The 26,140-nt window shown below is 61.6% G+C and carries 21 protein-coding genes; 12 read left to right on the top strand and 9 right to left on the bottom strand.

Annotated elements, in window-relative coordinates:
* The first annotated feature begins 4 nt into the window (after nt 1-4).
* The 3 genes from AC07OP_RS23770 to AC07OP_RS23760 all read left to right on the top strand — a co-directional run bounded on the left by AC07OP_RS23770 (nt 5) and on the right by AC07OP_RS23760 (nt 3,222).
* Nucleotides 5-493 carry a GFA family protein gene (locus tag AC07OP_RS23770; RefSeq protein ID WP_253490682.1) on the top strand — a complete coding sequence of 163 codons (489 nt, stop codon included), beginning with the start codon at nt 5-7 and terminating at the stop codon, nt 491-493.
* Nucleotides 494-587: 94 nt separating this feature from the next.
* Nucleotides 588-2,411 carry a serine hydrolase domain-containing protein gene (locus AC07OP_RS23765; RefSeq protein ID WP_495102712.1) on the top strand — a complete coding sequence of 608 codons (1,824 nt, stop codon included), beginning with the start codon at nt 588-590 and terminating at the stop codon, nt 2,409-2,411.
* A gap of 19 nt (nt 2,412-2,430) precedes the next feature.
* Nucleotides 2,431-3,222, top strand: coding sequence for a MipA/OmpV family protein (locus AC07OP_RS23760; protein ID WP_146476084.1), 792 nt, complete (start codon nt 2,431-2,433; stop codon nt 3,220-3,222).
* A 75-nt stretch (nt 3,223-3,297) separates the two neighbouring features.
* Here the strand turns inward: AC07OP_RS23760 and AC07OP_RS23755 are convergent, their stop codons facing one another.
* Together AC07OP_RS23755 and AC07OP_RS23750 are read right to left on the bottom strand one after the other, a co-directional pair.
* A complete protein-coding gene (locus AC07OP_RS23755) occupies nt 3,298-4,575 on the bottom strand; it encodes an ATP-binding protein (RefSeq protein ID WP_495102711.1) in 1,278 nt (425 codons plus the stop codon).
* Nucleotides 4,576-5,283 carry a response regulator gene (locus AC07OP_RS23750; protein ID WP_065928008.1) on the bottom strand — a complete coding sequence of 236 codons (708 nt, stop codon included), beginning with the start codon at nt 5,281-5,283 and terminating at the stop codon, nt 4,576-4,578.
* Nucleotides 5,284-5,440: 157 nt separating this feature from the next.
* Between AC07OP_RS23750 and AC07OP_RS23745 the strand changes: the two genes are divergently transcribed.
* Nucleotides 5,441-6,640 (top strand): MFS transporter, encoded by a 1,200-nt coding sequence (locus AC07OP_RS23745; RefSeq protein WP_146476082.1) that lies wholly within the window; start codon nt 5,441-5,443, stop codon nt 6,638-6,640.
* On the opposite strand, the gene AC07OP_RS23740 is transcribed toward AC07OP_RS23745, so the two are convergent.
* Nucleotides 6,596-7,198 carry a MiaE family protein gene (locus tag AC07OP_RS23740; RefSeq protein WP_027608547.1) on the bottom strand — a complete coding sequence of 201 codons (603 nt, stop codon included), beginning with the start codon at nt 7,196-7,198 and terminating at the stop codon, nt 6,596-6,598. The two genes, AC07OP_RS23745 and AC07OP_RS23740, sit on opposite strands and share 45 nt — an antisense overlap.
* A 149-nt stretch (nt 7,199-7,347) precedes the next feature.
* Here AC07OP_RS23740 and AC07OP_RS23735 point away from each other — a divergent pair, with 149 nt between their 5' ends.
* Nucleotides 7,348-8,211, top strand: coding sequence for a universal stress protein (locus AC07OP_RS23735; protein WP_027608548.1), 864 nt, complete (start codon nt 7,348-7,350; stop codon nt 8,209-8,211).
* A 34-nt stretch (nt 8,212-8,245) separates the two neighbouring features.
* Here AC07OP_RS23735 and AC07OP_RS23730 read toward each other — a convergent pair whose 3' ends face one another.
* Nucleotides 8,246-8,716, bottom strand: coding sequence for a DUF1289 domain-containing protein (locus AC07OP_RS23730; RefSeq protein ID WP_065928006.1), 471 nt, complete (start codon nt 8,714-8,716; stop codon nt 8,246-8,248).
* Between the two features lie 396 nt (nt 8,717-9,112).
* Between AC07OP_RS23730 and acnB the strand changes: the two genes are divergently transcribed.
* Nucleotides 9,113-11,722, top strand: a complete 2,610-nt coding sequence (gene acnB / locus AC07OP_RS23725; protein WP_065942045.1) for a bifunctional aconitate hydratase 2/2-methylisocitrate dehydratase — start codon at nt 9,113-9,115, stop codon at nt 11,720-11,722.
* A gap of 125 nt (nt 11,723-11,847) precedes the next feature.
* Here the strand turns inward: acnB and AC07OP_RS23720 are convergent, their stop codons facing one another.
* Together AC07OP_RS23720 and AC07OP_RS23715 are read right to left on the bottom strand one after the other, a co-directional pair.
* Nucleotides 11,848-13,497 carry a SulP family inorganic anion transporter gene (locus AC07OP_RS23720; RefSeq protein WP_495102710.1) on the bottom strand — a complete coding sequence of 550 codons (1,650 nt, stop codon included), beginning with the start codon at nt 13,495-13,497 and terminating at the stop codon, nt 11,848-11,850.
* A 144-nt stretch (nt 13,498-13,641) separates the two neighbouring features.
* On the bottom strand, nt 13,642-14,919 hold the full coding sequence (locus tag AC07OP_RS23715) for a serine/threonine transporter (protein ID WP_495102709.1): 1,278 nt from the start codon (nt 14,917-14,919) through the stop codon (nt 13,642-13,644).
* A gap of 442 nt (nt 14,920-15,361) precedes the next feature.
* On the opposite strand from AC07OP_RS23715, the gene AC07OP_RS23710 reads away from it, so the two are divergent.
* The 6 genes from AC07OP_RS23710 (at nt 15,362) to AC07OP_RS23685 (ending at nt 20,201) form a co-directional block, all read left to right on the top strand.
* Entirely contained in the window at nt 15,362-15,862 is a 501-nt protein-coding gene (locus AC07OP_RS23710; RefSeq protein ID WP_495102708.1) for a DUF4822 domain-containing protein, read from the top strand.
* Nucleotides 15,863-15,914: 52 nt separating this feature from the next.
* Nucleotides 15,915-16,346, top strand: a complete 432-nt coding sequence (locus AC07OP_RS23705) for a hypothetical protein (RefSeq protein WP_495102707.1) — start codon at nt 15,915-15,917, stop codon at nt 16,344-16,346.
* 274 nt (nt 16,347-16,620) lie between these two features.
* Nucleotides 16,621-17,145: a cysteine hydrolase family protein gene (locus AC07OP_RS23700; RefSeq protein ID WP_495102706.1), complete on the top strand. Its 525-nt coding sequence runs from the start codon at nt 16,621-16,623 to the stop codon at nt 17,143-17,145.
* A gap of 127 nt (nt 17,146-17,272) precedes the next feature.
* Entirely contained in the window at nt 17,273-18,226 is a 954-nt protein-coding gene (locus tag AC07OP_RS23695) for a 2-hydroxyacid dehydrogenase (protein ID WP_495102705.1), read from the top strand.
* 129 nt (nt 18,227-18,355) lie between these two features.
* On the top strand, nt 18,356-19,423 hold the full coding sequence (locus AC07OP_RS23690) for a phosphotransferase family protein (protein ID WP_463574121.1): 1,068 nt from the start codon (nt 18,356-18,358) through the stop codon (nt 19,421-19,423).
* Between the two features lie 10 nt (nt 19,424-19,433).
* Nucleotides 19,434-20,201 (top strand): SDR family oxidoreductase, encoded by a 768-nt coding sequence (locus tag AC07OP_RS23685; RefSeq protein ID WP_027608558.1) that lies wholly within the window; start codon nt 19,434-19,436, stop codon nt 20,199-20,201.
* Between the two features lie 48 nt (nt 20,202-20,249).
* Here AC07OP_RS23685 and AC07OP_RS23680 read toward each other — a convergent pair whose 3' ends face one another.
* The 3 genes from AC07OP_RS23680 to AC07OP_RS23670 form a co-directional block, all read right to left on the bottom strand.
* A complete protein-coding gene (locus AC07OP_RS23680) occupies nt 20,250-22,097 on the bottom strand; it encodes a hypothetical protein (protein ID WP_495102704.1) in 1,848 nt (615 codons plus the stop codon).
* Between the two features lie 61 nt (nt 22,098-22,158).
* Nucleotides 22,159-25,515, bottom strand: coding sequence for a hypothetical protein (locus AC07OP_RS23675; protein WP_495102703.1), 3,357 nt, complete (start codon nt 25,513-25,515; stop codon nt 22,159-22,161).
* Nucleotides 25,516-25,649: 134 nt separating this feature from the next.
* Nucleotides 25,650-26,093: a carboxymuconolactone decarboxylase family protein gene (locus AC07OP_RS23670; RefSeq protein ID WP_027608560.1), complete on the bottom strand. Its 444-nt coding sequence runs from the start codon at nt 26,091-26,093 to the stop codon at nt 25,650-25,652.
* Nucleotides 26,094-26,140: the final 47 nt, after the last annotated feature.

Genomic DNA, 26,140 nt, shown 5'->3' with positions numbered 1-26,140 from the left:
TCCCATGCAGCTTGAAGGATCCTGCCACTGCGGCGCCGTGACGTTCAGCCTCACCAGCGCCCACCCGTACCCTTACCAGCGTTGCTATTGCTCGATCTGCCGCAAGACCCAGGGCGGCGGCGGTTATGCGATCAACCTGGCCGGGGATGCCAATAGCTTGCAAGTGCGCGGACGCAAACAGATTTCGATCTACCACGCCCGGCTCAAACCCGAGGGCGCCAGCCGTGCCCATGCGAGTAGCGCCGAGCGGCATTTCTGTTCGCAGTGTGGCACTGCGCTATGGCTGTTCAGCCCGGAGTGGCCGGAGCTGATCCACCCGTTTGCCTCGGCCATCGACACGCCGTTGCCAGTACCGCCGGCGCATACGCACCTGATGCTGGGCTCGAAGGCGCCGTGGGTCGAAGTCAGCGTGCGCAAAGGCGACCTGCAGTTTGAGGCATACCCCGAAGAATCCATCGCGCAGTGGCATGAACGCCATGGGCTCAGCCGTTAACAGTCTTTGACAGTTTCCCGACAAAGCTCGCAAAGATTGTTGGACGGCCCTTCCCTAGCATTCGAGCATCCAAACAGCCATTCGGGTGCTCCTCATGTTTCGCAGATGGCGCGGTATTCCGCTGCTGGGTTGCCTGCTGGGCGGCCTCGGTTGCCATGGGCAGCCGCCGGCACCGCCGCCCATTCAGAAGGGTGACTACGGCGCGATCATCCGCTACCTGCAAGCGCGCATTCCCCGGGCGATCGCCCAAGAGCATATCGCCGGTCTGTCGATTGCCCTGGTCAATGGCCAGGAGCTGATCTGGGCCCAAGGCTTCGGCCTGGCCGACAAGGCCCGGGGCGTGCCGGTCACGCCCAACACCGCGTTCCGTGCCGGTGGCATTTCCAAGCTGCTCACCGCCACGGCCGCGCTGCAATGTGTGGAACAACAACGGCTGGCCCTGGATGCGCCGATCCAGCAGACCCTGCGCGAGTTTTACGTACGCTCGCGCTTTCATGACGACCAGGCCGCTGCCGACCGCGCTGTCACCCTGCGGCGTTTACTCAGCCACCAGTCCGGCCTGCCCAGTGAACACCTGCGTGACCTGCGCAGCACCTACGCCATGGGGCAGATGCCGATGCGCGTGTCGGGGGTTTGGCTGAGCAGCCCGCCAGGCTCGCAGGTGGCGTATTCCAACCTCGGTTATGCCCTGGTGGGCGCGGCCATCGAGCGCAGCAGCGGCAAAAGCTTTGAAGCCCAGTTGCAAAACAGCCTGCTCAAGCCGCTGGAAATGAACCAGTCGAGTTTTGTCGGCACCGCCAGCCAGCAGGCGTTCCGCGCCCTGGGCTATACGGACGGCGTTGCCAGTACCGATGCCCCGGTGCGCGACCTCGCCGCCAGCGGCCTGTGGGCCAGCCCGAAAGACCTCGCGCATTACGTGCACATGCTGTTCGCCCAAGGCGTCTACAAAGGCAACCGCGTGCTGGGCAGCGCTTCGATTGACGCGATGTTCACCCAGCAGAACACCGGCAATGCGCTGGACTTCGATTGCCAGATGGGCCTGGGCTGGTTCCTCGCCCCCTGCGGTGACGAACCCGTCGGCCCCGGTATACGCACCTACCAGCACAGCGGTGGCGGCGACGATTTTGCCGCGCAGTTGAGCCTGCTGCCTGACCAGCAACTGGCCGTGATCATCATGGCCAATGACAGCAACGCCGAAGACCTGGTGGCCGGCCTCGCCACCGACACCCTGCGCCTGCTGCTCCAGGCGCAAACCGGCCACGCGGTCTGCGCCGACGACTGCCAGGCGCCGAGCCACGGCCTGAAACTGCGCCACGTGCCGGCCGCCATTGACCGCAAGCGCCTGGCCGGCTTCTACGCCACCGCCTGGGGCGTGTTCCGGATCAAGGATGACGATCAGCGGCTGTCGGGCGAGTTGGCCGGCTACACCTTCGAATTATTGCGCGACGACGATGGCTGGTTGCGCGCGCAGAAGAAAGTGCTCGGCTTCTGGTTCAAGGACCTCGGCGAACTGGGCCGCGTGCAACTGGACGTGATCAGCGTGCAAGGCCGCCAGATGCTCACCGCCCGCAGCCACGGCCAGCGCGTGGCTATCGGTGAGCGCATCGAACCGCCGCCCTTGCCCTCGGCCTGGGCCGACACCATCGGCACCTATCAAGTGCTCAACACCCATGAGCCGGACGCGCCCCTGAGCGGCATCAGCGTGCGCCTGGAAGACGGCTTCCTGGTGATCCGCGGCCAACTGCACGACGAACCGCTGACCGACTACATCCTGCTGCCGATCGACAACGCCCATGCCGTCCTCGCCGGTAACGGCTACGGCCTGGGCGATACGGTGAGCCGCCAGATCAACGGTCTCAGCGCTTCGGGCTACGCCTTCAAACGCACTCGCTCCCCTCATAACCCCTTGGTCTTCTAACCCCCATATGGAACCCTTTATGCGCTCAACCCCCCTGTACCTGTCGCTCTCCTCACTGTGCCTGCTGGCCGCTGCCGACCGCGCAATTGCCGAAGACTGGCAATACAGCCTCAAGGCCGGCATGGCCAACGTGCCCCGCTACAGCGGCAGCGATGAACGCATGACCGCGCCGGTGCTGGGCGGCAAAGTCGTCAGCCCCTGGGGGATATTCCTCGACACCGACAAAGGCCTGGGCTGGGGCTATGAAGGCAACGCCTTGAGCTTCAGCACCTACATCGGTGCCAGCCATTCACGCAAGGACAAGAATCAAAGCCTGCACGCCGGCTCGAAGCGGCTCAAGGGCATGGGCGAGATCAAGGCCCGCCCGCAAGTGGGGGTGAGTGCCAGCTATAACCTGGGTGGCGTGATTGCCGGCGCGACCCTGGAACACGCGCTCAAGGAAGATGACCACAAAGACAGCGGCAAGGCGTTCACCCACCTGGAGCTGAGCCTGGGCACCACGCTCTACGACGGCCGCTACGGATCGGTCGATGCCAGCCTCAACAGTCACTTTGGTGACCGCAATTACCTGCAGACCTGGTACGGCGTGACCACCGGCCAGGCCGCGCAAAGTCGCTTCAAGGCCTACAAGGCCGGTGCGGGCAACATCAGCAATGGCATGAACCTGGTGTGGAGCCTGCCGATCAGCGAGCACACCCAGTTCTCGACCCTGCTGGATGTGCAATACCTGGCGGATGACGCGGGCAAGAGCCCGATTGTGGAGCGGCGCTTGCAGACCTCGGTGATGGGGGTGTTGGAATACACCTTTTGACCGGGTAAACCCGTCAGAAAATGCGGGAGGGGGCTGGCTCCCTCCCACATTTGCCTCCCATTGCTCTCCGGATACCTATTCGGCATACGCCCACGTCATGCGAAACGACGCCCCGCCCCACTCCGAATCCATCACGTGCACGTGCCCGCCATGCCACTGCGACACCCGCTGCACCAGCGCCAGGCCGAGGCCGAAGCCGCCGGTGCGGCGATCGCGGCTGGCGTCCAGGCGCATGAAGGGCTGGAAGATCCTGGCCCGGCCTTCCTCGGGCACGCCGGGGCCGTCGTCACACACACGCACTTCGTAGCCCTCGCCGAACTTCACCAGCGACACCTCGACCCGGCGCTCTGCATAACGGATGGCATTGCGCAGCAGGTTGATCACGGCGCGGGCCATGAAGCGCGGTTCGATCTGGATAACGTCGACCTCGCAGGTGCGCAACGACAACTGGATGCCGGCCGCCTCCGCTTCCAGCGCGACGCTGCCGATCACGCTGTCGAGCCAGCTGTGGGCCTCGATGCGCTCGCGGGTGACCTGGGTGGCGCCGCGCTCCAGGCTGGCGTAGGTGAGCAGTTCGGACACCATCTCCTCCAGCTCGCCGAGGTCGGCGTACATATCGGCGATCAATTCGCCCCGCTGGTGCGGGTCGGCCTGTTGCTTGAGCTGGTCGAGTTCGAACGATAACCGTGCAATCGGTGTACGCAGTTCGTGGGACACCGCATTGGTGAGTTCGCGCTGGTTGGCGATCAGGCTTTCGATGCGCTCGGCCATCTGGTTGAAGTGCCCGGCCAGCGCACGCACGGTGGAGCTGCGCGGCAGCAGGATGCGCGAGCCGAGGTCGTTGTCGCCGAAGCGCTGCGCGGCCAGGCGGATATGTTCCAGGTCGCGCCAGTGCGGGCGCACCCAGAAATACAGGACGATGGCCAGGCACAGCCCGAGAAAACCGTAGGCCCACAGGTATAACCATTTGGGCTCTTCCGGCAGCTTGATTTCCAGCAGTTGCGCACCGCCGTCGATGGCCGTGAGAAACTCCATGAAGTCGCCGCGCACCACCAGCAAGCCCTGCTCCAGAAGCTTCTGTTCGCGCTCGGTGAGGGCCTGGGCATCCTTTTGCACCAGCTTCAGGCGCAGGCCATAGTGGGACTGCAACTCGGCCAGCCGAGCGGCGCGCTGCTCCACGGGCAACGGCCGCAATTGCTCCACCAAGCCGTAGGCCGGGCCACGCATGGCTTCGCGGTTATAGGTCTCGTTGGCTTCGGGGAGCAGTTCGTCGAAGGTGTAGTTGACCAGCCAGATCGCCCCCGCCAGGCCGATCGCCAGAATCACATACAGGCGCAGAAACAGGCGCAGCATCTAGACCTCCCACGCAAACGGATTGAACAGATAACCCTTGCCCCAGATGGTCTTGATGCACACCGGCTCACGGGGGTTGTCATTGAGCTTGCCGCGCAGCTTGCTGATGTACACGTCGACGCTGCGGTTGAGGCCGTCGAAGGCGATGCCGCGCATGCGGTTGAGGATGTCGTCGCGGGAAAGAATCTTGCCCGCGCTGCTGGCCAGCAACCACAGCAGCTCGAACTCCATGGTGGTGAGGTCGATCTGCTCGTCCCCCAGGCTGACCACCCGGCAACTGCGGTCAATCGCCAACCGGCCGAACGCGAGGGCGCCGCGCACCGTCGGCTCGGGCGCCTGGCGACGTTGCAGGGCGCGCAGGCGTGCGAGCAGTACCGGCGGCTTGATCGGCTTAATCACATAGTCGTCGGCACCCGACTCCAGGCCGAGGATGTGGTCCAGGTCGTCTTCCTTGGCAGTGAGGATCACAATGGGGGTATCGGACACCGTGCGGATTTCGCGGCACACATGCAGGCCACTTTGGCCCGGCAGCATCAGGTCGAGCACGACGATCTTGGGTTTGAAGTCGAGGAACGCCGCCAGGGCTTCATCGCCACGGTGCACCACGCGGACCTCAAAGCCATGCTGTGACAGAAAATGCGCGATCAGCCCTGCCAGCTTCTCGTCGTCCTCAACGAGCAGGACCTTGCCCAGACCCAGGTTTTCCATAAGTTCTCAGTGTGCAAAGGCGGATTGAAGAGCGGGCATTATAGGTGGCAAGCTGGGCAACTAAAGCAACGGTCCAGCAGTCGCCGACGAAGCTTCATGCTTTTAAGAGTTTTTAACAAATAGCCTGCACTTTTTAACGCCATCCACAGGGAGTTGTATGCGCAAGGATTACCTGGCGTTCTTCGTTTCGCTGTTCCTGTCGCGGCTGGCGGACCAGATCCTGTTGTTTATCGTGCCACTGATCGTGTTCCAGACCACCCACAGCGTGTCCTGGGCGGGGCTGGCGTTTTTCGTCGAATCACTGCCGCGCTATCTCGCGTTTCCGGTATGCGGGGCGTTGTGCGACAAGTACTCGCCGGTGCGCATCCTGCATATCAGCCAGGTTTACCGGGCACTGGCCTGTGTGGTGGCGGTGGCGTTGTATGGGATGTTCGACGGTATCTACTGGCTGGTGCTGCTGTCGGCGTTGTGCGGCGTGCTGACGACCCAGGGCATCATGGCCCGCGAAGTGCTGATGCCCCATGTCTTCCAGCAGTACAGCTATGCCAAGACCCTCTCCTACTCGCAGATCGCCGACCAGAGCGGACTGGTGCTGGGGCCGCTGGTGGCCGCGCTGATGCTGGAGGTGTGGGCCTGGCACTGGGTGGTGCTGGGGATTGCCGGGCTGTTTGTGCTGGCGGACCTGGCGATGCTGGCCTGGCAGCGTAAAACCACGGCAAGCCTGGAAACCCATCGGCAGCACCGGGACATCTGGCTGCAGCCGCTGCGCATCGCCTTCGGGCATATCCGTCACCTGGCGGAACTGAAGCGGATCATTACCCTGGCGGTCGGTGTGAACCTGATCATCGGGGTGACGCTGGCCACCTCCGCCGCCATGGTCACCGGGCTGTACGCCGCCGACAAGGACACCTATGCCCTGCTGCAGGCGGCCGGCGCGGGGGTGACCATTGCGATTCTGTTTTACCTGGCACGCTCCACCCTGCCCCTGAAAGTGCTGGGCGGACTGTCTTACTCGATGATCGGCGCCGGCGCGTTGATCATGGCGGTCAGTCCCAACCTGTGGGCATACACCCTGGGCTTCCTGCTGGTCACCGGCTTCGACAAGATGTTTAACGTTTACCTGCGCAGCACCCGCCAGCGGGTCATTCCGGTGCAGGACTTCGGCAAGACCGTGGGCGTGATCACCTTGCTCAACAACCTGCCCCAGCCGCTGGCCGGCCTGGTGATTGCACTGCTGGCGGCGCCCTTGGGCACGCAAGCGGTGATCCTGCTGCTGACCGGGATCACCGCCTTGATCGGCGTGGCCGTGGCCTCAGGCTGGCACGCCACTGTGAAAGCGGAACTCGATATCGGGTGATTCGATCAGCTCCTGCTCGGCCGCCCTCACCCGCTCGATCACCTGGGCGATGTCCTTGGCGTCGCCGTACTGGTAGGCCAGCTTCAGGTAACCCTGGAAGTGCCGCGCCTCGCTTTTCAGCAGGCCGAAGTAGAACTTGCCGAGTTCTTCGTCCAAATGCGGCACCAGGGCTTCGAAACGCTCGCAACTGCGGGCTTCGATAAAGGCGCCGACCACCAGGGTATCCACCAGCTTGACCGGTTCGTGGCTGCGCACCACCTTGCGCAAACCGGAGGCATAGCGCCCGGCGTGCAGTTGGCGCAACTCGACCTTGCGCTTCTTGATCAGGCGCATGACCTGCTCATGGTGCACCAGCTCTTCCCGGGCCAGCCGCGACATCATATTGATCAGGTCAACGTGGGCGTGGTACTTGGCGATCAGGCTCAGGGCGGTGCTGGCCGCTTTGAATTCGCAGTTCTTGTGGTCGATCAACAGGGTGTCCTGATCGGCCAATGCGGCCTGCACCCAGGCATCGGGGGTTCGGCAACCGAGGAATTCGTGGATTTCGGGCAGGTTCATCGGGCTCACGGGCAAAGGATCACAAAAAGGCCGCCGATTATACCCACCGCACCGCAGACCACCAGCCACCGGCCTTGATGTGCATCAACATGACGTCTGGCGGGCAGCAACTATAGTTGTTCCACGCCCACCCTTTTGGAGATCCGATCATGCAAGCCATTCGCAGCATCCTGGTGGTCATCGAGCCCGCGCATTCGGAAAGCCTGGCCCTCAAGCGCGCCAAGCTGATCGCCGGGGTCACCGGCGCGCACCTGCACTTGCTGGTCTGCGACAAGAAACACGAGCATTCGGCGCTGTTGAGCCTGCTCAAGGCCGGCTTGCAGGAGGACGGTTACAGCGTGACCACCGAGCAGGCGTGGAATGAAAGCCTGCATGACACCATTATCGACGTGCAGCAGGCCGAAGGCTGTGGGCTGGTGATCAAGCAGCACTTTCCCGACAGCCCGCTCAAAAAGGCGCTGCTGACGCCGGCGGACTGGAAGCTGTTGCGCTTGTGCCCGACGCCGGTGTTGCTGGTCAAGACGTCCACACCGTGGGCGGGCGGGGTGATTCTGGCGGCGATTGATGTGGGCAACAACGACGGAGAACACCGCGAGCTGCATCACGCGATCATCGACCATGGCTTCGACATCGCCAGCCTGGCCAAGGCGCAGTTGCATGTGATCAGCGCCCATCCGTCGCCGATGTTGTCGGCGGCGGACCCGACGTTCCAGCTCAAGGAAACCATCGAGGCGCGTTATCGCGAGCAGTGCAAGGCGTTCCAGGCGGAATTCGATGTGGATGACGCGCACCTGCATGTCGAGGAGGGCCCGGCGGATGTATTGATCCCCCACCTGGCCCACACATTGAAAGCGGCCGTGACCATCATCGGCACCGTGGGGCGCACCGGCATTTCCGGGGCGTTGATCGGCAATACGGCGGAGGTGATCCTGGATGCGGTGGACAGTGATGTACTGGTGCTCAAGCCGCAGACGTTGATGGATCACCTGGAAGAACTGGCGACCAAGGCCTGACGCCGATCCCCCTCCCACAGTTGGATGTGTGTCGTCAGTCAGCGAGCGCGTCTCTCAGGAACCCCGGGGCGATATAGCGCTGGTAATGCGCCTCGGAGAGGATAAAGAACTCACGGTCGATGGCATCGCGCAGTTCCGGCAAGGCCCAGTCGCGAAACTCCGGCAACAGCACCATGCCGTACGCCTCCAGGTTATTGATCACCCGCGCGCCGCGGGCAATCAGCTGGTACGCCCAGCAGTACTCGGACTGGTGCGGCACGAAACGGATCTTGCGTTGCTCCAGTTGGCCGCGCAGGGTCTTGGGGTCGAAAATTTCGAGCTTGCCGGCCATCACCTGCACCAACAGTTGCTCCAGCCGCAGCCAGACCGCGCGTTTTTCTTCTTCGTTATAGCCATTCCACTGGATCACTTCGTGGTGGAAACGCTTGCAGCCACGGCACACGAGATCGCCGTAGACCGTGGAGCACAGGCCGACGCAGGGGGTCTTGATGGTTTGGTTGGACATGGGCAACGACACGCAAATCAGCGAAACAGTGCGCCATGTTAGCCCTTTGTCTAAGGTTGATCACCCAGCAAACTTGGTGATGCAACTTACCTTTAGAAATTTTTTGCCGTAGAATCATCCGGCCTTGTAAGGCGCCAATAATCCGCTGGAAGCTGTTTTCAAAGCGTCACGAGCACAGTCGTTCCTTCAGAACGGTGTTGGCGATGGTTATTACCCGGTAGGTAATGATCAGCGCCAACCCTCATCAGCTCCGTTCTGCAGGCGTAAAACTTTGAAAGCAGCTTCTGTAAGGAATGCCGGCAGCGCTGGCTTTGCGGCCCAAAAAGCCCCCGAGCGCATGCGTGCCGTTCATTTCTGGATGAGCGTCCCGTGGGACCACTGATGAGGGTAATAACTGTGCTTGAAGCCTACCGCAAACATATCGAAGAGCGTGCAGCACTGGGTATCGTTCCCCAGCCGCTTAACGCCGAACAAACCGCAGGCCTGGTTGAGCTGCTGAAGAATCCTCCGGCTGGCGAAGAAGAATTCCTCGTTGACCTGATCACCAACCGCATTCCACCGGGCGTTGACGAAGCTGCCTACGTCAAGGCCGGTTTCCTGTCTGCCCTGGCCAAGGGCGAAGCCACTTCCCCCCTGATCGACAAGAAACGCGCGGTTGAACTGCTCGGCACCATGCAGGGCGGCTACAACATCGTGACGTTGGTCGAGCTGCTGGACGACGCCGAGCTGGCGCCTGTCGCGGCTGCCCAACTCAAGCACACCCTGCTGATGTTCGATGCGTTCCACGACGTCGCCGAAAAAGCCCGCAACGGCAACGCGCACGCCAAAGCCGTGATCCAGTCCTGGGCTGACGGCGAGTGGTTCCGCAACCGTCCGACCCTGGCCGACAAGATCAGCCTGCGCGTGTTCAAGGTCACCGGCGAAACCAACACCGACGACCTGTCCCCTGCCCCGGACGCCTGGTCCCGCCCTGACATCCCGCTGCACGCCCTGGCCATGCTGAAAATGGCACGTGAAGGCATCGTGCCGGACGAGCAAGGCAAGACCGGCCCGATGAAGCAGATCGAAGAAATGCGCGGCCAAGGCTTCCCGATCGCCTACGTCGGTGACGTGGTCGGTACCGGCTCTTCGCGTAAATCCGCGACCAACTCGGTGCTGTGGTTCTTCGGCGACGACGTTCCCTACGTGCCGAACAAGCGCGCCGGCGGCTTCTGCTTCGGCAGCAAGATCGCTCCCATCTTCTACAACACCATGGAAGATGCCGGCGCGCTGCCGATCGAATTCGACGTGACCAACATGAACATGGGCGACGTGATCGACCTGTACCCTCATGCTGGCAAAGTCTGCAAACACGGCACCGACGAAGTCCTGACCACCTTCGAAATGAAGACCCCGGTGCTGTTGGACGAAGTTCGCGCCGGCGGCCGTATCCCGCTGATCATCGGCCGTGGCCTGACCGACAAGGCGCGCGCCGAGCTGGGCCTGGGCCCTACCGACCTGTTCAAGCTGCCTGAAGCACCGGTCGACACCGGCAAAGGCTTCACCCTGGCCCAGAAAATGGTCGGCAAGGCCTGCGGCCTGCCGGAAGGCAAAGGCGTTCGTCCAGGTACCTACTGCGAACCGAAGATGACCACCGTGGGTTCCCAGGACACCACCGGTCCGATGACCCGTGACGAACTGAAAGACCTGGCGTGCCTGGGCTTCTCGACCGACCTGGTGATGCAGTCGTTCTGCCACACCGCGGCCTATCCGAAGCCGATCGACGTGACCACCCACCACACCCTGCCTGACTTCATCATGACCCGTGGCGGTGTATCGCTGCGTCCAGGCGACGGTATCATCCACAGCTGGCTGAACCGCATGCTGCTGCCGGATACCGTCGGCACCGGCGGTGACTCCCACACCCGTTTCCCGATGGGCATCTCGTTCCCGGCCGGCTCCGGCCTGGTCGCGTTCGCCGCCGCCACCGGCGTGATGCCGCTGGACATGCCGGAATCGATCCTGGTGCGCTTCAAAGGCAAGATGAAACCTGGCATCACCCTGCGTGACCTGGTTCATGCCATTCCTTACTACGCGATCCAGGCTGGCCTGCTGACCGTAGAGAAGAAAGGCAAGAAAAACGCCTTCTCCGGCCGCATCCTGGAAATCGAAGGCCTGAACGACCTGACGCTGGAGCAGGCTTTCGAGCTCTCCGACGCCTCGGCCGAACGTTCGGCTGCCGGTTGCACCATCAAGCTGTCGAAAGAATCCGTCACCGAGTACCTGAACTCCAACATCACCCTGCTGCGCTGGATGATCGGCGAAGGCTACGGCGATGCCCGTACCCTGGAACGTCGTGCTCAAGCGATGGAAGCCTGGGTCGCCAACCCGGAACTGATGGAAGCCGATGCCGACGCGGAATACGCCGAAATCATCGAGATCGACCTGGCCGAAATCAACGAGCCGATCCTCTGCGCACCGAACGACCCGGACGATGCCCGTCTGCTATCCAGCGTTGCCGGCGAGAAGATCGACGAAGTGTTTATCGGTTCGTGCATGACCAACATCGGTCACTTCCGCGCTGCCGGTAAGTTGCTGGAGCAGGTCAAGGGTCAGTTGCCAACTCGCCTGTGGCTGTCGCCGCCGACCAAGATGGACGCTCACCAGTTGACCGAAGAAGGCTACTACGGCATCTACGGCAAGGCTGGCGCGCGCATGGAAATGCCGGGCTGCTCGCTGTGCATGGGTAACCAGGCACGGGTAGAGCCGAACTCGACCGTGGTATCGACGTCGACCCGTAACTTCCCGAACCGCCTGGGTGACGGCGCGAACGTCTACCTGGCTTCGGCTGAGCTGGCGGCAGTCGCCTCCACCCTGGGTCGCCTGCCGACCGTCGAAGAGTACATGGGCTACGCAGCGAAACTGGACACCATGGCCAGTGACGTCTACCGCTACCTGAACTTCGACCAGATCGCCGAGTTCCGCAAAATCGCAGCAAGCGCCAACATCCCGGTGATTCAAGCTTAACGGTGTGTTGATGTGAAGGACGCCGCGTATCGCAAGGTACGCGGCGTTTCTTTATGCCTGGAATACCAACACATTCAGTTGATCCATCTGTCACTGACCCACCACCATCGCATAAGCCCCCTTCCTCACGCTTTTCCTACCTCAAGCGCCAGCTGCACCGCGCCATCGACGCTCAGGCCACTGAGCAATACATGGGGCGCCAATGCCTCAGGCAACCCCTGCAACACCTCACGAGCCTCATGCCGGACGCGGGCCAGCACCAAGCGCTTGCCCTCCCCACGTACCTGGGCAAAAAACGCCGCCAGCGCTTCGATACTGGTGCCGTCGAGGTCCGGCGATTCTTCCAGGCTCAACACCACCACCTCTACCTGTGACTGCCGCATCAGGCGTAAGGCGGCGCCCAGGATGCGCTCGGCATTCGCAAAAAACAGCGCCTCGCTGGGCCGTACGATCAAGACTCCAGGCACGGCCAGGGCATCGGCATGGTGCTGACAATCGACAAAGTCATGGCTGTCACCCAGGCGCCCCAGCACTTGAATGTCGGCTGACGACATCTGGCGCAGCATCAACATCACGCTGATCGCGACCGCGAGCAGCAAACCATCCAGCACACCCAGCACCAGCACTGCCGTTACCGCACAGATCACCAGCACGCGATCGCGCCGCCACAGGAAATAACGCCCGAGCGGCTGCACGCTCAAGCCTCGTCCCAGGGCATAGATGACGACGGCGGCCAGCACCGGCTCCGGCGTGAGCGCGACATAGGGCAGCACCGTCAGCACAATCAGCAGGATCACCAGGGCCGCGACAATCCCCGCCAGGCGTGAATAGGCGCCGGCCGCCTCGTTGGCCGACGTCGCCGAATACCCGGCACCGGCCGGCATGCCGTGGAACAACCCGGAAACCAGGTTGGCCGCGCCCAGTGCCAGCAGGTCACGGTTGGATGACACCCGGTCGCCATGCTTGAGCGCGAACGAACTGATAGAGCCGTAGGACTCCGCATACAGGATCATCACCAGCGCAAACGCCAATTCCCCCAGGCGCAGCCAGTCGGCAAACGGCAGCACCGGCAAATGCCCCAGCTCCAGGCGCAGGTCGATCATGCCGATCTGCGCCACCCCGTAGGCCTGCAGGTCCAGGTACTGCCCGGCAACGATGCCGAGCACCACGACCACCAGGCCACCGGGCAGGCGCGGGAGGCGTGCGCACAGCCACAACACCAGCAACGCCAGCGCCGCTACCAGTGCCGCAGGCCAGTTCCAGCGCGGCAGCTGCTCCAGCAACTGCGGCAGAAAACGGATCAGGTTGTTATCGGTCAGGTGCACACCCACCACACCGGCCAATTGCTTGAGGATGATGGTCAGCGCCAGGCCGAAGGCGAAGCCACGCAATACCGGTTTGGCGATAAACGAGGTGACGCCGCCGAGCTTGAACAGTCCGGCCAACAGGAAAAACACCCCGGTGAGCAACACCAGCCCGAAGGCCAGGGACAGCCTCAATGCCGGGTCGTCACCCGCCAGGCTCGCCGTGGCCGCCGCCAGCACGGCCGCCGACGACGAGGTGGCCGAGACAATCGCAAAACGGCTGCTGCCGAACAGGCCATAGCACACCAGCCCGGCAAACAAGGCGATTACCCCGGCCTGGGGCGGCAGCGCGGCAATACTGGAATAGGCCACGGCCTCCGGCAGCAGCAAACCGGCAATGGATAAGCCGGCCAGCAGGTCTTGGATGCGGTTCGACGGTACGGCAACGGGTGCATCGGTTTCAGTCTTCAAGCGGCCCAACCCATCCTGGCAAAAAGCGTGGGTAAGCTTAGCCCTCATTGGCCGGCGGCGGTTGCGCCGCGTCAGCTTTTGCGCAGGCAAAAAAAAGCCGATTCGCGGTGTGCGCGAATCGGCTTGCGGGCGTGAGCCCCGGGGTCAGGACAGCAGCGAGTAAATCAATGCGGTAATCGCCACCAGACCCACCGCCGTGACAAACACGTTGGACGCCTGCCCACGGTACTTGGCCATGGCCGGCACCTTGCGGATCGCGTACATCGGCATCAGGAACAGGATCGACGCAATGATCGGCCCGCCCAGGGTCTCGATCATGCCGAGGATGCTCGGGTTCAGCGTGGCAACGATCCAGCACACCACCAGCATGAAGGCGGCGGTCATGCGGTCCAGAGTCTTGGCGGCCGGGCGGCGACCGCTTTTGAGCACCAGGCCCTTGAGGCCTTCGCTGGCGCCGATGTAGTGGCCCAGGAACGACTTGGCAATCGCCACGAACGCGATCAACGGCGCGGCAAACGCGATGGTCGGGTTGTTGAAATGGTTGGCCAGGTACGACAGGATCGACAGGTTCTGCGCTTTCGCTTCACCCAATTGCGCCGGCGACAGGGTCAACACGCAACTGAACACGAAGAACAGCACCATCACCACCATCAACAGGTGCGCGCGGGACAGGATCTGCGAACTGCGCTCATCGGCGTGTTCGCCGTACTGGCGCTTCTGGTCGACCGCAAACGCCGAGATGATCGGCGAGTGGTTGAACGAAAACACCATCACCGGAATCGCCAGCCACAGGGTGTTGAGCAGCGCGGACGGCGCCGGTACCACACTGGCGGTGCTGAGGATGCCGCCGTTCCAATGGGGGATCAGGTACACCGCGAGGAACAGCAGGGCGACGATAAACGGGTACACCATCAGGCTCATGGCCTTGACGATCACCTGCTCACCGCAACGCACCACCGCCAGCAGGCCGAGGATCAGCACAAATGCCAACAGCGCGCGCGGTGGCGGCATGATGTGCAGTTGGTGCTCCATGAAGCTGCTGACCGTGTTGGTCAGGGCCACGCTGTAGATCAGCAGGATCGGGAAGATCGCGAAGAAGTACAGCAGCGTGATCAACGCACCGGCCTTGACGCCGAAATGCTCTTCGACCACATCAGTGATGTCGGAACCCGCACGACCGGAGAGTACGAAACGGGTCAGGCCACGGTGGGCAAAAAACGTCATCGGGAACGCCAGCACCGCCAGGATCACCAAGGGCCAGAAGCCGCCCAGGCCGGCGTTGATCGGCAGGAACAAGGTGCCGGCGCCAATGGCAGTGCCGAACAGGCCAAGCATCCAGGTGGTGTCCTGGCGGCTCCAGCTTGAGAGGGTTGCAGGTGTCGTTGCATAGCGTTCGTCGACGCTATTGGCCTGATCATTCATCCGGTCGGATCTCCGCATTTACACGGCCGGGACGAGTCAGAAAAACCTGACAGGCAGCGCCCCGACCATAGAAGGGGCCGGATTGTCCGGGATTCTCGTGAATAAGCAAAGACTTAGCTGAGGAACGGTTATGCGGTGCAGAGGCTCAAGCGCGGCCCTGGGCAGTGGTTTCGGGGGGCTGCCGCGGGTTTCTCGAGTGGCTGCCAGGCGCCATTGACGAGGGCGATCCAGGACTCTAGCCAATAGACTCCCCATACTTTTAGAGAAGTCGCCTACAGCAAAACCAGAACCCCCTCATATCTAAATAAAAGTTTAACCACAACGCCTTTGCAATTGTTACATAACCCTACATAGCCATTGAGCAATCGCCAAAAACCCAACTAACATCGCCCCGCTCCAATCGAAGAACAACATGCTTATTTAAAATAACAAGGATTCCAATATGCGAAGACTCACTGTTGTTTTTGCTGGTTTGTTGATCACGGGCCTACTCTGCTCGTCTGAAAGTTACGCCAGTCAAACCGCGTCTGAACCTGACGCTCAAGCACTGGCCTCCTCGCCTCAATGGCTGACCACCAAGGTTTATATCGAAGGCGAGCCGGACACCGACGTCAAGGCCAGCTACCCCGGGGTGGTAGGCATATCGATGTGGGACCCGCAGCGCAATCGCTATGAGTTCTTCTACACCGATACCGGCCGCTCGAAACACGCCGATGGCGGCGGCGGTTACTTCCTGGTCACCGGCGATAAAAAGACCCATATCCTGGTCCCTGACGTTGGCCCGACCAGAACCATTGTCAGAAGGCTCGAAAAACTCGACGGCAGCGAATTCACTTATTCCCGCGAAGTGCCGCGCGATATGGTCAGCACTAACCCGCCCGTTCGAATTTATGTGGTACACGCCCCCTACACCGGCCCCATAAAGACAGTCATGTCGAACTGATTAAACATTCATGTTTAGTGATAAAACCGAATAACAAACAAGGCATCTGACAATGAATATGCGCAAACTGTTAATACCCGCACTGCTGGCCGCGACACTGTTACCCGGTGCAGCGACTGCGCAAACTTCAACAGCCCTTCCTGCAAAAAACGCTGCTGCCACAGCGGACAACGCCGTCATGTTGACCGTATTTCTTAAACACGATCAATCACGCCCGTTGAGCGAACTGAAACAACAACTGGCCAAGCAGGAGTTTCACAAGGTGTTCCCGCCTGTCGGGGTGGAAGTGCTGAGCTGGAACATCACCATGGGCATCGGGCAGGTCGTTGTGCTGCGCCTGCCGGCGTCGCGCCTGGCGGAAGTCAACCTGGCGATTGAAAACACCGCATGGGGGGTCTACACCACGGAATTCTTCCCCACCTACAATTTCATGCCTATCGCTCAGGCCGAGCAGGAAAAGGCACGACTTAGCCCCCCGCAGTGATCTCCTGCTGGCAGCAGCGCCCCTGTTCCGGCTGGGGCGCAACTTTTTCGGCACCTGATGCATTTGACAGCCCGCACCTGTCCCAGCATGATCGGCCCATGATCCTTTTCCAGCAGCTCCTCACCCGCACCACCACCACGACCGCTCCAGGCGGGTCGTGCGGTTGCCGTGGGTGCTCGAGCTAGACACCACCCAGATTCAACCCAAGGCCCCGCCAGCAATGGACGGGGCCTTTTTATTGCTCCGTCGACTGGCACTCACAAGGAGCAATACCATGGCTGACGCCCTGTTGATCATCGATATGCAAACCGGCCTGTACGATGGCCCCGACAAACCCTTTGAACGGGAGCGCGTGCTGGGCACCATCAACTCGTTGATCGGCCGCGCCCGTGAAGCCGGCGCGCCGATCCTGGTCGCCCGCCATACCGGCCCGGCGGGCTCGCCGATAGCTGCGGGCAGTCCGAATTGGCAACTGTGGCAAGGGCTGCACGTAGACGAGACTCACGACCATCTGTTCGACAAAACCCGCCCCAGTTGCTTCCTGGGTACCGACCTGGCCCGACGACTGCGCGCCCTGGAGGTTAATCAACTGGTGATCGTCGGGATGAAAACCCAGTACTGCATCGACACCACCTGCCGCGTGGCGGTAGAGCTGGGCTTCTCGGTGATCGTGCCTGAAGACGCCCATACCTGCATGGACACCCCGGCGCTGAAGGCCGAGGCGATCATCGCGCATCACAATGCCACGCTGGCGGGGGGGTTCGGGCTGAGCGTGAAAGCGGCTGACGTCCGGTTCTGACCGGTACAGACTGTAGGAGCAAGCATGCTTGCGCCTGCAGTCGTAGATTTTTTCTACCCGAGCAAAACGCGCCCTCCTGCAAATCCCGCATACTGATCCCCTCAAACCCTTCAGGAAGAGCCTTCCGATGACCACCACTGTTCTGGTTCTGGTTGAAACCATCAATGAATACCTGCAAATCATCGAGAGCAACGACTTTCATGTGATCCTGGCGCCCACACCCAGCGAGCGCGCCCAGGCGATCAAAACCCACGGCGGCCAGATCAAGGCCGTACTGACCCGTGGCCCGTTGGGCCTGTATGCCGAGGAAATCGCCGCCCTGCCACTGCTGGAGATCATCTGCGTGATCGGCGCCGGTTATGAGCATGTCGACCTGCAGGCGGCGAGCAATCGCGGCATCGTGGTCACCAATGGCGCCGGGGTGAATGCGCCGTCGGTGGCCGACCACGCCATGGCGCTGCTGTTGTCGCTGGTGCGCGGCATTCCCCAGACGGACGCAGCGGTACGCCGCAGCGAATGGCCCAAGGTCATGCGCCCGTCCCTGGGCGGCAAGCAATTGGGCATCCTCGGGCTCGGCGCGGTGGGCCTGGAGATCGCCCGGCGCGCGGCCCTCGGCTTTGGCATGGAAGTGAGCTATCACAACCGCCAGCCGCGCGATGATGTGGACTACACCTACTGCGCCACGGCCGTGGAGCTGGCGCGCAGCTCGGATTTCCTGATCCTGGCCACGCCCGGTGGCGTCGGCACGCGCCACTTGATCGACCGCCACGCCCTGGACGCCCTCGGCCCGAACGGTTACCTGGTGAATATCGGCCGTGGCAGCGTGGTGGTCACCGCCGACCTGGTCACCGCCCTTGAACAACGCCGTATCGGGGGCGCGGCGCTGGACGTGTTCGACGATGAACCCAAGGTGCCGGATGCCCTCAAGCGCTTGAGCAATACCGTGCTCACGTCCCACGTGGCCGGCCTGTCTCCCGAGGCCGCCCACGACACCGTGCAGCGCGTGGCCGACAACCTGGTGGAGTACTTCGCCGGCCGTCCGGTGCTCACCCCGGTTGTATTGCCCGCGCCCGAAAAATGACCGATCAGGCAGGCTGATCACCCTTCAACACGCTAACCTATTAAGCCGCCCCGACCTTGTCGCTGGGCGGTGGTGCGCATTAGATTAGGAAATAGTCCGACGCCTTTAGAATAAGCAGAAGGGATAAGCATGGCGCTTAACGACCAATCGACCCAGATTCGCCCAGGCGAAGAACTTGATGCCAGCCTGATCGATCCCTACCTCAAGGCCCATATCCCTGGCCTGAGCGGCACGCCCACGATCAGCCAGTTCCCCGGCGGTGCATCCAACCTCACCTACCTGCTGGAATACCCCGGCCAGGAATTCGTGCTGCGCCGCCCGCCCTTTGGCCACAAGGCCAAGTCCGCCCACGACATGGGCCGCGAATACCGCATTCTCAACCAGCTCAAGGATGGTTTCCCGTATTGCCCCAAGGCCTATGTGCACTGCACCGACGCGTCGGTGATCGGCGCCGAGTTCTATGTGATGGAACGGGTCAACGGCATCATCCTGCGTTCCGACCTGCCCGCCGAACTGGGCCTGGATGCCACCCGGACCGAGGCGTTGTGCAAAAGCTTTATCGACAAGTTCGTCGAACTGCACCAGGTCGACTACCGCGCCTGCGGCCTGGCCGACCTGGGCAAGCCTGAAGGTTATGTGGCACGCCAGATCGGTGGCTGGAGCGACCGCTACGAAAAAGCGCTGACCCCGGACGCCCCCAACTGGGAAAAGGTACGTGCCTGGCTCAACGACAAGATGCCCGCCGACCATCCCACCTCGAGCATCGTGCATAACGACTACCGCTTCGATAACGTGATCCTCGACCCGCATAACCCGATGCAGATCATCGGCGTGCTGGATTGGGAACTGACCACCCTCGGTGACCCGCTGATGGACCTGGGCAACACCCTCGCCTACTGGATCGAAGCCGACGACCCGGCGCCGGTGCAACTGATGCGCCGCCAGCCGAGCAATGCCCCCGGCATGCTCACCCGCCGCCAGTTCGTGGATTACTACGCTGAGCGCGCCGGGATCCAGATCGACAATTTCGACTTCTACTACACCTACGGCCTGTTCCGCCTGGCCGGTATCGTGCAGCAGATCTACTACCGTTTCTTCCACGGCCAGACCCAGGACAAACGCTTTGCGCAGTTCATCCACATGAACAAGCTGCTGGAGCAGATGAGCCTGAATGTCATCGGTAAATCAGCCCTCTAAGGAATCGCTAATGTCCAAGACCCACCTGTTCGACCTCGACGGCAAGATCGCCTTTGTGTCCGGCGCCAGCCGTGGCATCGGTGAAGCCATCGCCAAGCTGCTGGCCCAGCAAGGCGCCCACGTGATCGTCTCGAGCCGCAAGCTCGAAGGCTGCCAGCACGTGGCGGACGCGATCATCGCCGACGGCGGCAAGGCCACGGCGATTGCCTGCCATATCGGTGAAATGGAGCAGATTACTCAGGTGTTTGCCGGCATCCGCGAACAGTTCGGCCGCCTGGATATCCTGGTCAACAATGCCGCGACCAACCCGCAGTTCTGCAACGTGCTGGACACCGACCTCGGCGCCTTCCAGAAGACCGTTGACGTGAACATTCGCGGCTACTTCTTCATGTCGGTGGAAGCCGGCAAGCTGATGCGCGAAAACGGCGGCGGCAGCATCATCAACGTCGCTTCGATCAACGGCATTTCGCCGGGCGTGTTCCAGGGCATCTACTCGGTGACCAAGGCCGCCGTGATCAACATGACCAAGGTGTTCGCCAAGGAATGCGCCGAATTCGGCATTCGTTGCAACGCCCTGTTGCCGGGCCTGACCGACACCAAGTTCGCCTCGGCGCTGGTGAAGAACGACGCGATCCTGAAAATGGCCCTGGCGCAGATCCCGCTCAAGCGCGTGGCCGACCCGAGCGAGATGGCCGGTGCGGTGCTGTACCTGGCCAGCGATGCGTCGAGCTACACCACCGGTGTGTCGCTGAATGTGGATGGCGGCTTCCTGTCCTGAACACGTGCCTGGGAGCAGGTGCGCTTGCTCCCAGGCATACCGGCACGGCTAGAAGTCCACGGGGCTCATGTCAATCTTGAACATGACAAGTTTGCCGTCCTTGGACGTCGCGCCTAATAACTTGAATAACTGGCCACGCCACAACGCGTCGGAAACGCGCCTGGCCGCCGGCGTATCGGGTTGGGATAACGCCAGCACTTGCCGCACCCAACTGTCGGTCATTTGACGTGAGTTTGTCGTCCCTCCCAGGCTGACGTTGGCAAGCTCGCCGGCGGAGGTATGACTGACATGCTTGGCTTCCAGAATGTAGATATCGCCTGCCGGGCCTTCAAACACACGATCGAAGCCATTCTGCCCACCTCCGTAGGTTCCGCCGGGAAGTACCGTATAGCCATCTTCCGTCAACCGGGCCTCATACATCGCTTCGTTCACTTCGCCCTTGCGCTTGTTGTCCCGGGCAGCGTCTTTTTCCCGCCACGTCTCAAGTAATTTCTCTTCGGCCACCGACCGTCTTCTGTCGGGATAGTGCAGTTGCATCGTTCGGCTGATACGCGCCACATTGAAGTTTCCGTCTTTTGAGCAACTGACCGTGCCCAAACCTTGAAACCCATCGAATATCGGCATCCCCGGCGGCAATGGGCGTCGGCTTTCCAAGGCACTGCAGATGGAAGCCAGACAGTCATACGGGTAACCATTGCGCCAGATATAGGCATCGATCAGTCGGCCTTTTTGCGCGGTTGGCGCACTGCGGACAGTCGGCTCGCAAAACCCGACTATTTGCCGCAAGTAGCCCTGCATGTAGTGATAAACCCGCTGGTCGATACTGCTATTGGGCAGATCGACCGCCCCCACACGCCCGGCATAACCTTTGATATTCCGCGCCGCTTGAAAAAGATTCGAGAGTTGATCGACAGCCAGCATCGGCACCCAGCTATCGGGCGCGCCACCCATTTCAATAAAAATCCCTGCCCCGCCATGCCCGCCCGCCTCCATCACCTTCCAACGCAGCCTTGCACTATCGAAGCTCACGGGGCAAAAACCTGTGCCCACCGGCAAATAATGTCGGTTGTCGTTTAACCTGAACAGGCCTTCCGGTTCGATACGCCCGGCGTTTACCAGATTGCCTTCCGCCCCCACAGCAAACAGATGGGGTAGCGCATTCGGCACGGCACCTGATGGGTTGCCATAATTGGCATCCATAAAATATTGCTCAGCTCCGATCATGAAGGCTCTCTTGCCCGGGAACGCCAGGGTGTTGGTGGGGGCCGGACTCACCGGCAACGTGTAAAGCCCCAGGTCCCATACCGGATCAATACGCTGGGTCGCCGACAAGCTCACACTGCTCAGTGGGGCGGTCAGCGAGGAAGACGAAGCACTGTGGCTCAGTGACGACGCCGATGAGCTATGACTCAGGCTCGGGGAAGACGAGGACGAACTGGCCGCAGAGTGACTGCGCCAGGTGTTCGTCTGCGGCACCCGATGCAGTGCCGGGCCTTGTGGCAAACGTGAATCCGGCGGTCTTTCACGCCATTCCCCGGTCTGCGGATCGCGCACCGCCAGGACGGTGGTGCCGTCGTCCAGGTTCAAGTAAGTGCGCGAATCATATTCACGCAACCCCGTAGCGGGATCAGGCGCCGGTATGGGGTCACCCAGGGCGGCGAAAATGGCCTCTCGGGTGACGGCGGGGGGCGTGGGCAGATCGGTCATGCGCTGATAAGTCGCGCTCGGAACCGCTGCGGATGGCGTGTTGCGCACGGGTATCGCCTCAGGCGGCAGGGGCCCGCCGGCAAAATCAACCACAGGAAACGCGGTACGCGCGCTGGGTGCTGTGCCGCTGGGGCGATCGACCGGACGCCCTGTAACCGGTGGCACGGAAGGGGAAGTAAATTGCTTCATAGAATGTCCTTGGACTATGTTGTTCAGCCACCCGTCAGAACCACCTCGGCTGCTGATGGGTTCAGGTTGAAACAGCCAGTTCCTCACTGGATAGCCGTCGATGCCTGTCAGCCTCCAGCCTCCAGCAATCCGCCATGACGTCGTAGTAAACGGTGCCCGTTGTCCCATCGGCCATGCCGATGCCGGTCACGTTGATGGTTGGCGTAAACACGGAGGCTCTTTGCCGATGGTGACGCAAGGACTTCAACAGTTGCGCAATCGAACTATTGCCCGAGGCAGCGACCCTGGCCAGGTACACCTTGCCAAGGTCCAGCCTGACGTCGAAACGCCCGCCGTCCTTTGAATGAATCCGGATGTTTTCCAAGGGAACGTCGGGGTCGTCATACCGGGGGACCCGAATCGATACGCTGCCCACCTTGATGTGACCGGGGCTGACAACAATGCTGTCGAGCTGAATATCTTCCGCCAGCGCTGTACAAAAGAAGTCCCAGGTCGATGCATCGGACTCTTTACTCAGCGCCTGCGGTGTTGACAGCTCAACGATCGCCCAGGACGTCAGATAGATTTCGTACACCCCGCCCCGTCCGCATAACACACAGGTTGCCAGGTGAGGTGCCGCCCCCAGGTGCACCCGTTGTGAGTGAGCGGTCAGATTCAGGCTTTTAGGCCTGCGCGGCCTCAAGAACGGGTAATACCCGTACCTCAGGTTCAGCGAAGCCATTGCGTCCTTGATTTTGTAACCCGGGCTGGCGAAATCACTGACGTAAGACTGCACCGGCGGTAATAGCCGGTACGAAACACCGTCACGCATCACCACGACAAATTCGGCCTTCAACCTCAAGGCTGACGCCTGTAATGAACCGCCCACGCTCGTCCACGTCGCTGAGGGTTGCGCTGCGTATTCGTCGAGATACAGCGTGCGGCCATCAGCCCACTCAAACTTTATCTTCGCGTCCGTGTAATCCAGGTAGTCGAAGTGGCTCCGGCGTCGCGTGGCCACATGATAGGTCGTATACACCCCTGTCAATTCCTGGCTGTCATAGTCCACATACACACAGCATCGGCCCTGCTCCTGGCTTGCATGCGCATCAATGGCCGTCATCCCGTAGCCGCGGCTGACAAAGTAACTGGACGTGCCTGCCGCCAAGGCAACCGACTGACCGGGTCCCAGAATAATCGGGGAGATCCTGGGGCCGGGAGGCGCCAGCACTTCCATGCTCACCTGCGGCTCCCCGGTCGGGTCCAACGTTTCAGGCAACAAGGGCGCTATTCGATAGCCGTCCTGGGTGAGAAAGCTGAAAAGCGCGTTGGCCAGGTGGCGTTTACCCTCGCGTAGCGTGTAGACATTTTCGATCCCGACACAAGGGCCCGGCAGTTCACCGTCCAGCCCCAGGGTAGACGCCACCTTCAGAGCGTTGCCCGAGATCCACCAGCGTTGAATCCGGCCGAAGGGCCAGTTGAGCATGATGAGGCTGCGCTGCTGGCCGTCCTCCTCGATAACCACGTCCTTGGCGCTCTCAAGAATCTCGAAGTAATCGGCGCCTGGCCCGCCATTCACCCTGGCGCTGCCCCGCTGTATCAACAACTGGTCGTCTCCGGCCATTGCGTGGGCCTGGTCGTACTCCCCCTTCAGGACAATACGGTTGGCCTCGTTACTGCCGGTAATCACGCTGGAAGCGCCGGCAAGAGACGCAACATTTTCAATGCTCCACAACCCCATGCACTTGAGACCGTCGCGGCCATTGTCGGTCATCACCGTCACGCTGCCCGCCCCCAGGTTGACGTTGAAGCCTGCTGCACGCGGCCCCGTCGTCTCGCCGAGAAAGCTCAGGGTGTCAGCCCCGGTACCGCCCACCAACACCGAGATCGGCACCCGCCCTTCTGCGCCAGAAAAAGTATCCGGCGGTACCTCGAACATGAATTCGTCGTCCTGACTGCCGCCCACCAGGTGCTTGCGACCACCGCCATAGCGAAAGTGGTTCGGGCGATTCGGCACGCCCAACACCGAGTCATCCCCGCCACCCAGCAGCCAGAGCACACCTTTTTCGGGGCCCTTCGCCCCCCAGGTGGCCTCAGGCAATAGATCGACGGCCCCCTCCTTGCTCGCGTCGAAGTAGTCATCCACCTCATGGATGACCGGTTCACGCACCAGCGTGTGAGGGGACTCACCCGCCTGCTCATCCCATTGATGTTTCCAGTGCCGTATCGTCTGCAGGCGGACCTCGAACCTGCCATTGACGATGGCCTGCACACTGTTCTTCATCTCTGCGCCAAGCAATGCCCGGGCTTGGGCCTTGAGGCTTTCTGCGTAGGCAGTGCGCGCGCGGCTGGTCTTGTAGCGATCGAGTACGCTGTCATCCAACTCCACACCGGCAAACGCGAACCAGCCAGTGCGCAGGCGCTCAAGGGTGCTCAACTCGATGTAATCATCGATCTCATCCACCACTCGACACGCGGCATAAATCCGCGCGCCGACAATCAGCACCGCTGCGGCGATAAGGCCCACGGGCCCTGCCGCGCCGAAGCCCGCCAACGCCGAGACGCCCAGTGCAAGACTGAGGGTTGCGCTGACGAGACTGAAACCGGCCTCGACATAGAGATCCTGTGCCTGTTTACCTTCTGCTTTCAACGCTTTTGAAAGCGCAATGACCGCCTGGGCAATGTCAAAAGGCACGGTCAATACCGAGGCGATCAATCCGGCACCACGGCGCAACAGCAACCCCGCGCGTGATGCGCAGAACCCGCGATAAACCGTATGGCCGGCGCTCATCATTTTCTGGCCGATACGCTCCAACGCCAACTCCACACCGAGGGACGCCACTTCTGCGGAAAAGGCGCCGCCCTCGAACAACAGCTCGCCCGTATCCCCCGTTCTGAGCGCTTCGCCTATGCCTCGAATGGCACTGTAAAAACCGTAGAGCTGCAGCCCGGCGCCCAAGGTTTGCGCACTCCCGCTCCTGAGCTTATCGGCCCAGCCGGGCAGGCTTTCCATGGCACTCACGTCGTTGAGGTTGACGCTCTGTACCCGCCGCAGCAATCGATCGAGTTTGACAATCGCCTCGTCCGAAGCATCCGGCGGGCTCAACATGCCGGGCGCCCACTCCGAACGCAATGACGCCAGTTCAAACAGTGCGGCAGTGGCCTGGTCACAGCTTTCACCGCTGGCGGACGTCATATACGCTTTAAGGTGCACGGCAGAAAACGTGATCTGATCGATCAATGCCTGATCAGCTTCCTTGACGCGATACCGCTCCACATCAAGTTCCGCGCCCTCCAGGCGCGCGCCCATGCTATCCAGGGCCACGCGGCCAACCGAAGTCTCACCGATACCCATCGGGCCCCATGCAGTATCCAGATCCATCAAGGTCTGTTGACGCAGCGGTAAGACCGACGCGCTGTCGTCCTGCAACTCTTCCATTACGGCACTCCAGTCACTGACGAAGCACGCTTCGTCGTTATCAACGCGAACACCCTGTGTGCGCACTGCGTCGATACTGAAGTGTTGAGGCATGAACCTGGGGTGCATAGGTAGCGCGCGGGTGAATATCCCGCTCAAGCATTCGGCGGTTGCTGGCGAAAACTCACCGCCAGGCGGTTCCAGCCACTGATGCTGGAGACCGCCATGGTCAGGTCCACCAGTTCCTGTTCGCTGAACTCCTCGCGCACGGCGCTGAAAAGTTCGTCCGAAACACTGGAAGTCGGCAGCATCGCCACCGATTCGCACCAGGCCAATGCCGCCTTCTCCCGCGGCGTAAAGAACGGCGAGTCACGCCATACGCACAGCGCGAACAAGCGCCGCTCCGTTTCGCCGCGCTGGCGCGCCGCCATCGAATGCATATCGGTGCAAAAGCCGCAGTGGTTGAGCTGCGAAACGCGGATCTTGATGAGTTCCAGCAGCGGCCGCTCGATGGACAGGCCAAAGGTGTTCGCCTCCAGCAGCAACATGCCCTTGAGCGCTTGCGGTGACGCGGTGTAGTAGTCCAGACGGGATTCCATGGGCAGTTCTCGGGGCAATGACAGTTCAGCCTAGAACTCTCACGGTG

Source organism: Pseudomonas sp. GW821-FHT09D08 (genome assembly GCF_059416305.1).
This window is presented reverse-complemented; position numbering and strand designations above follow the sequence as displayed.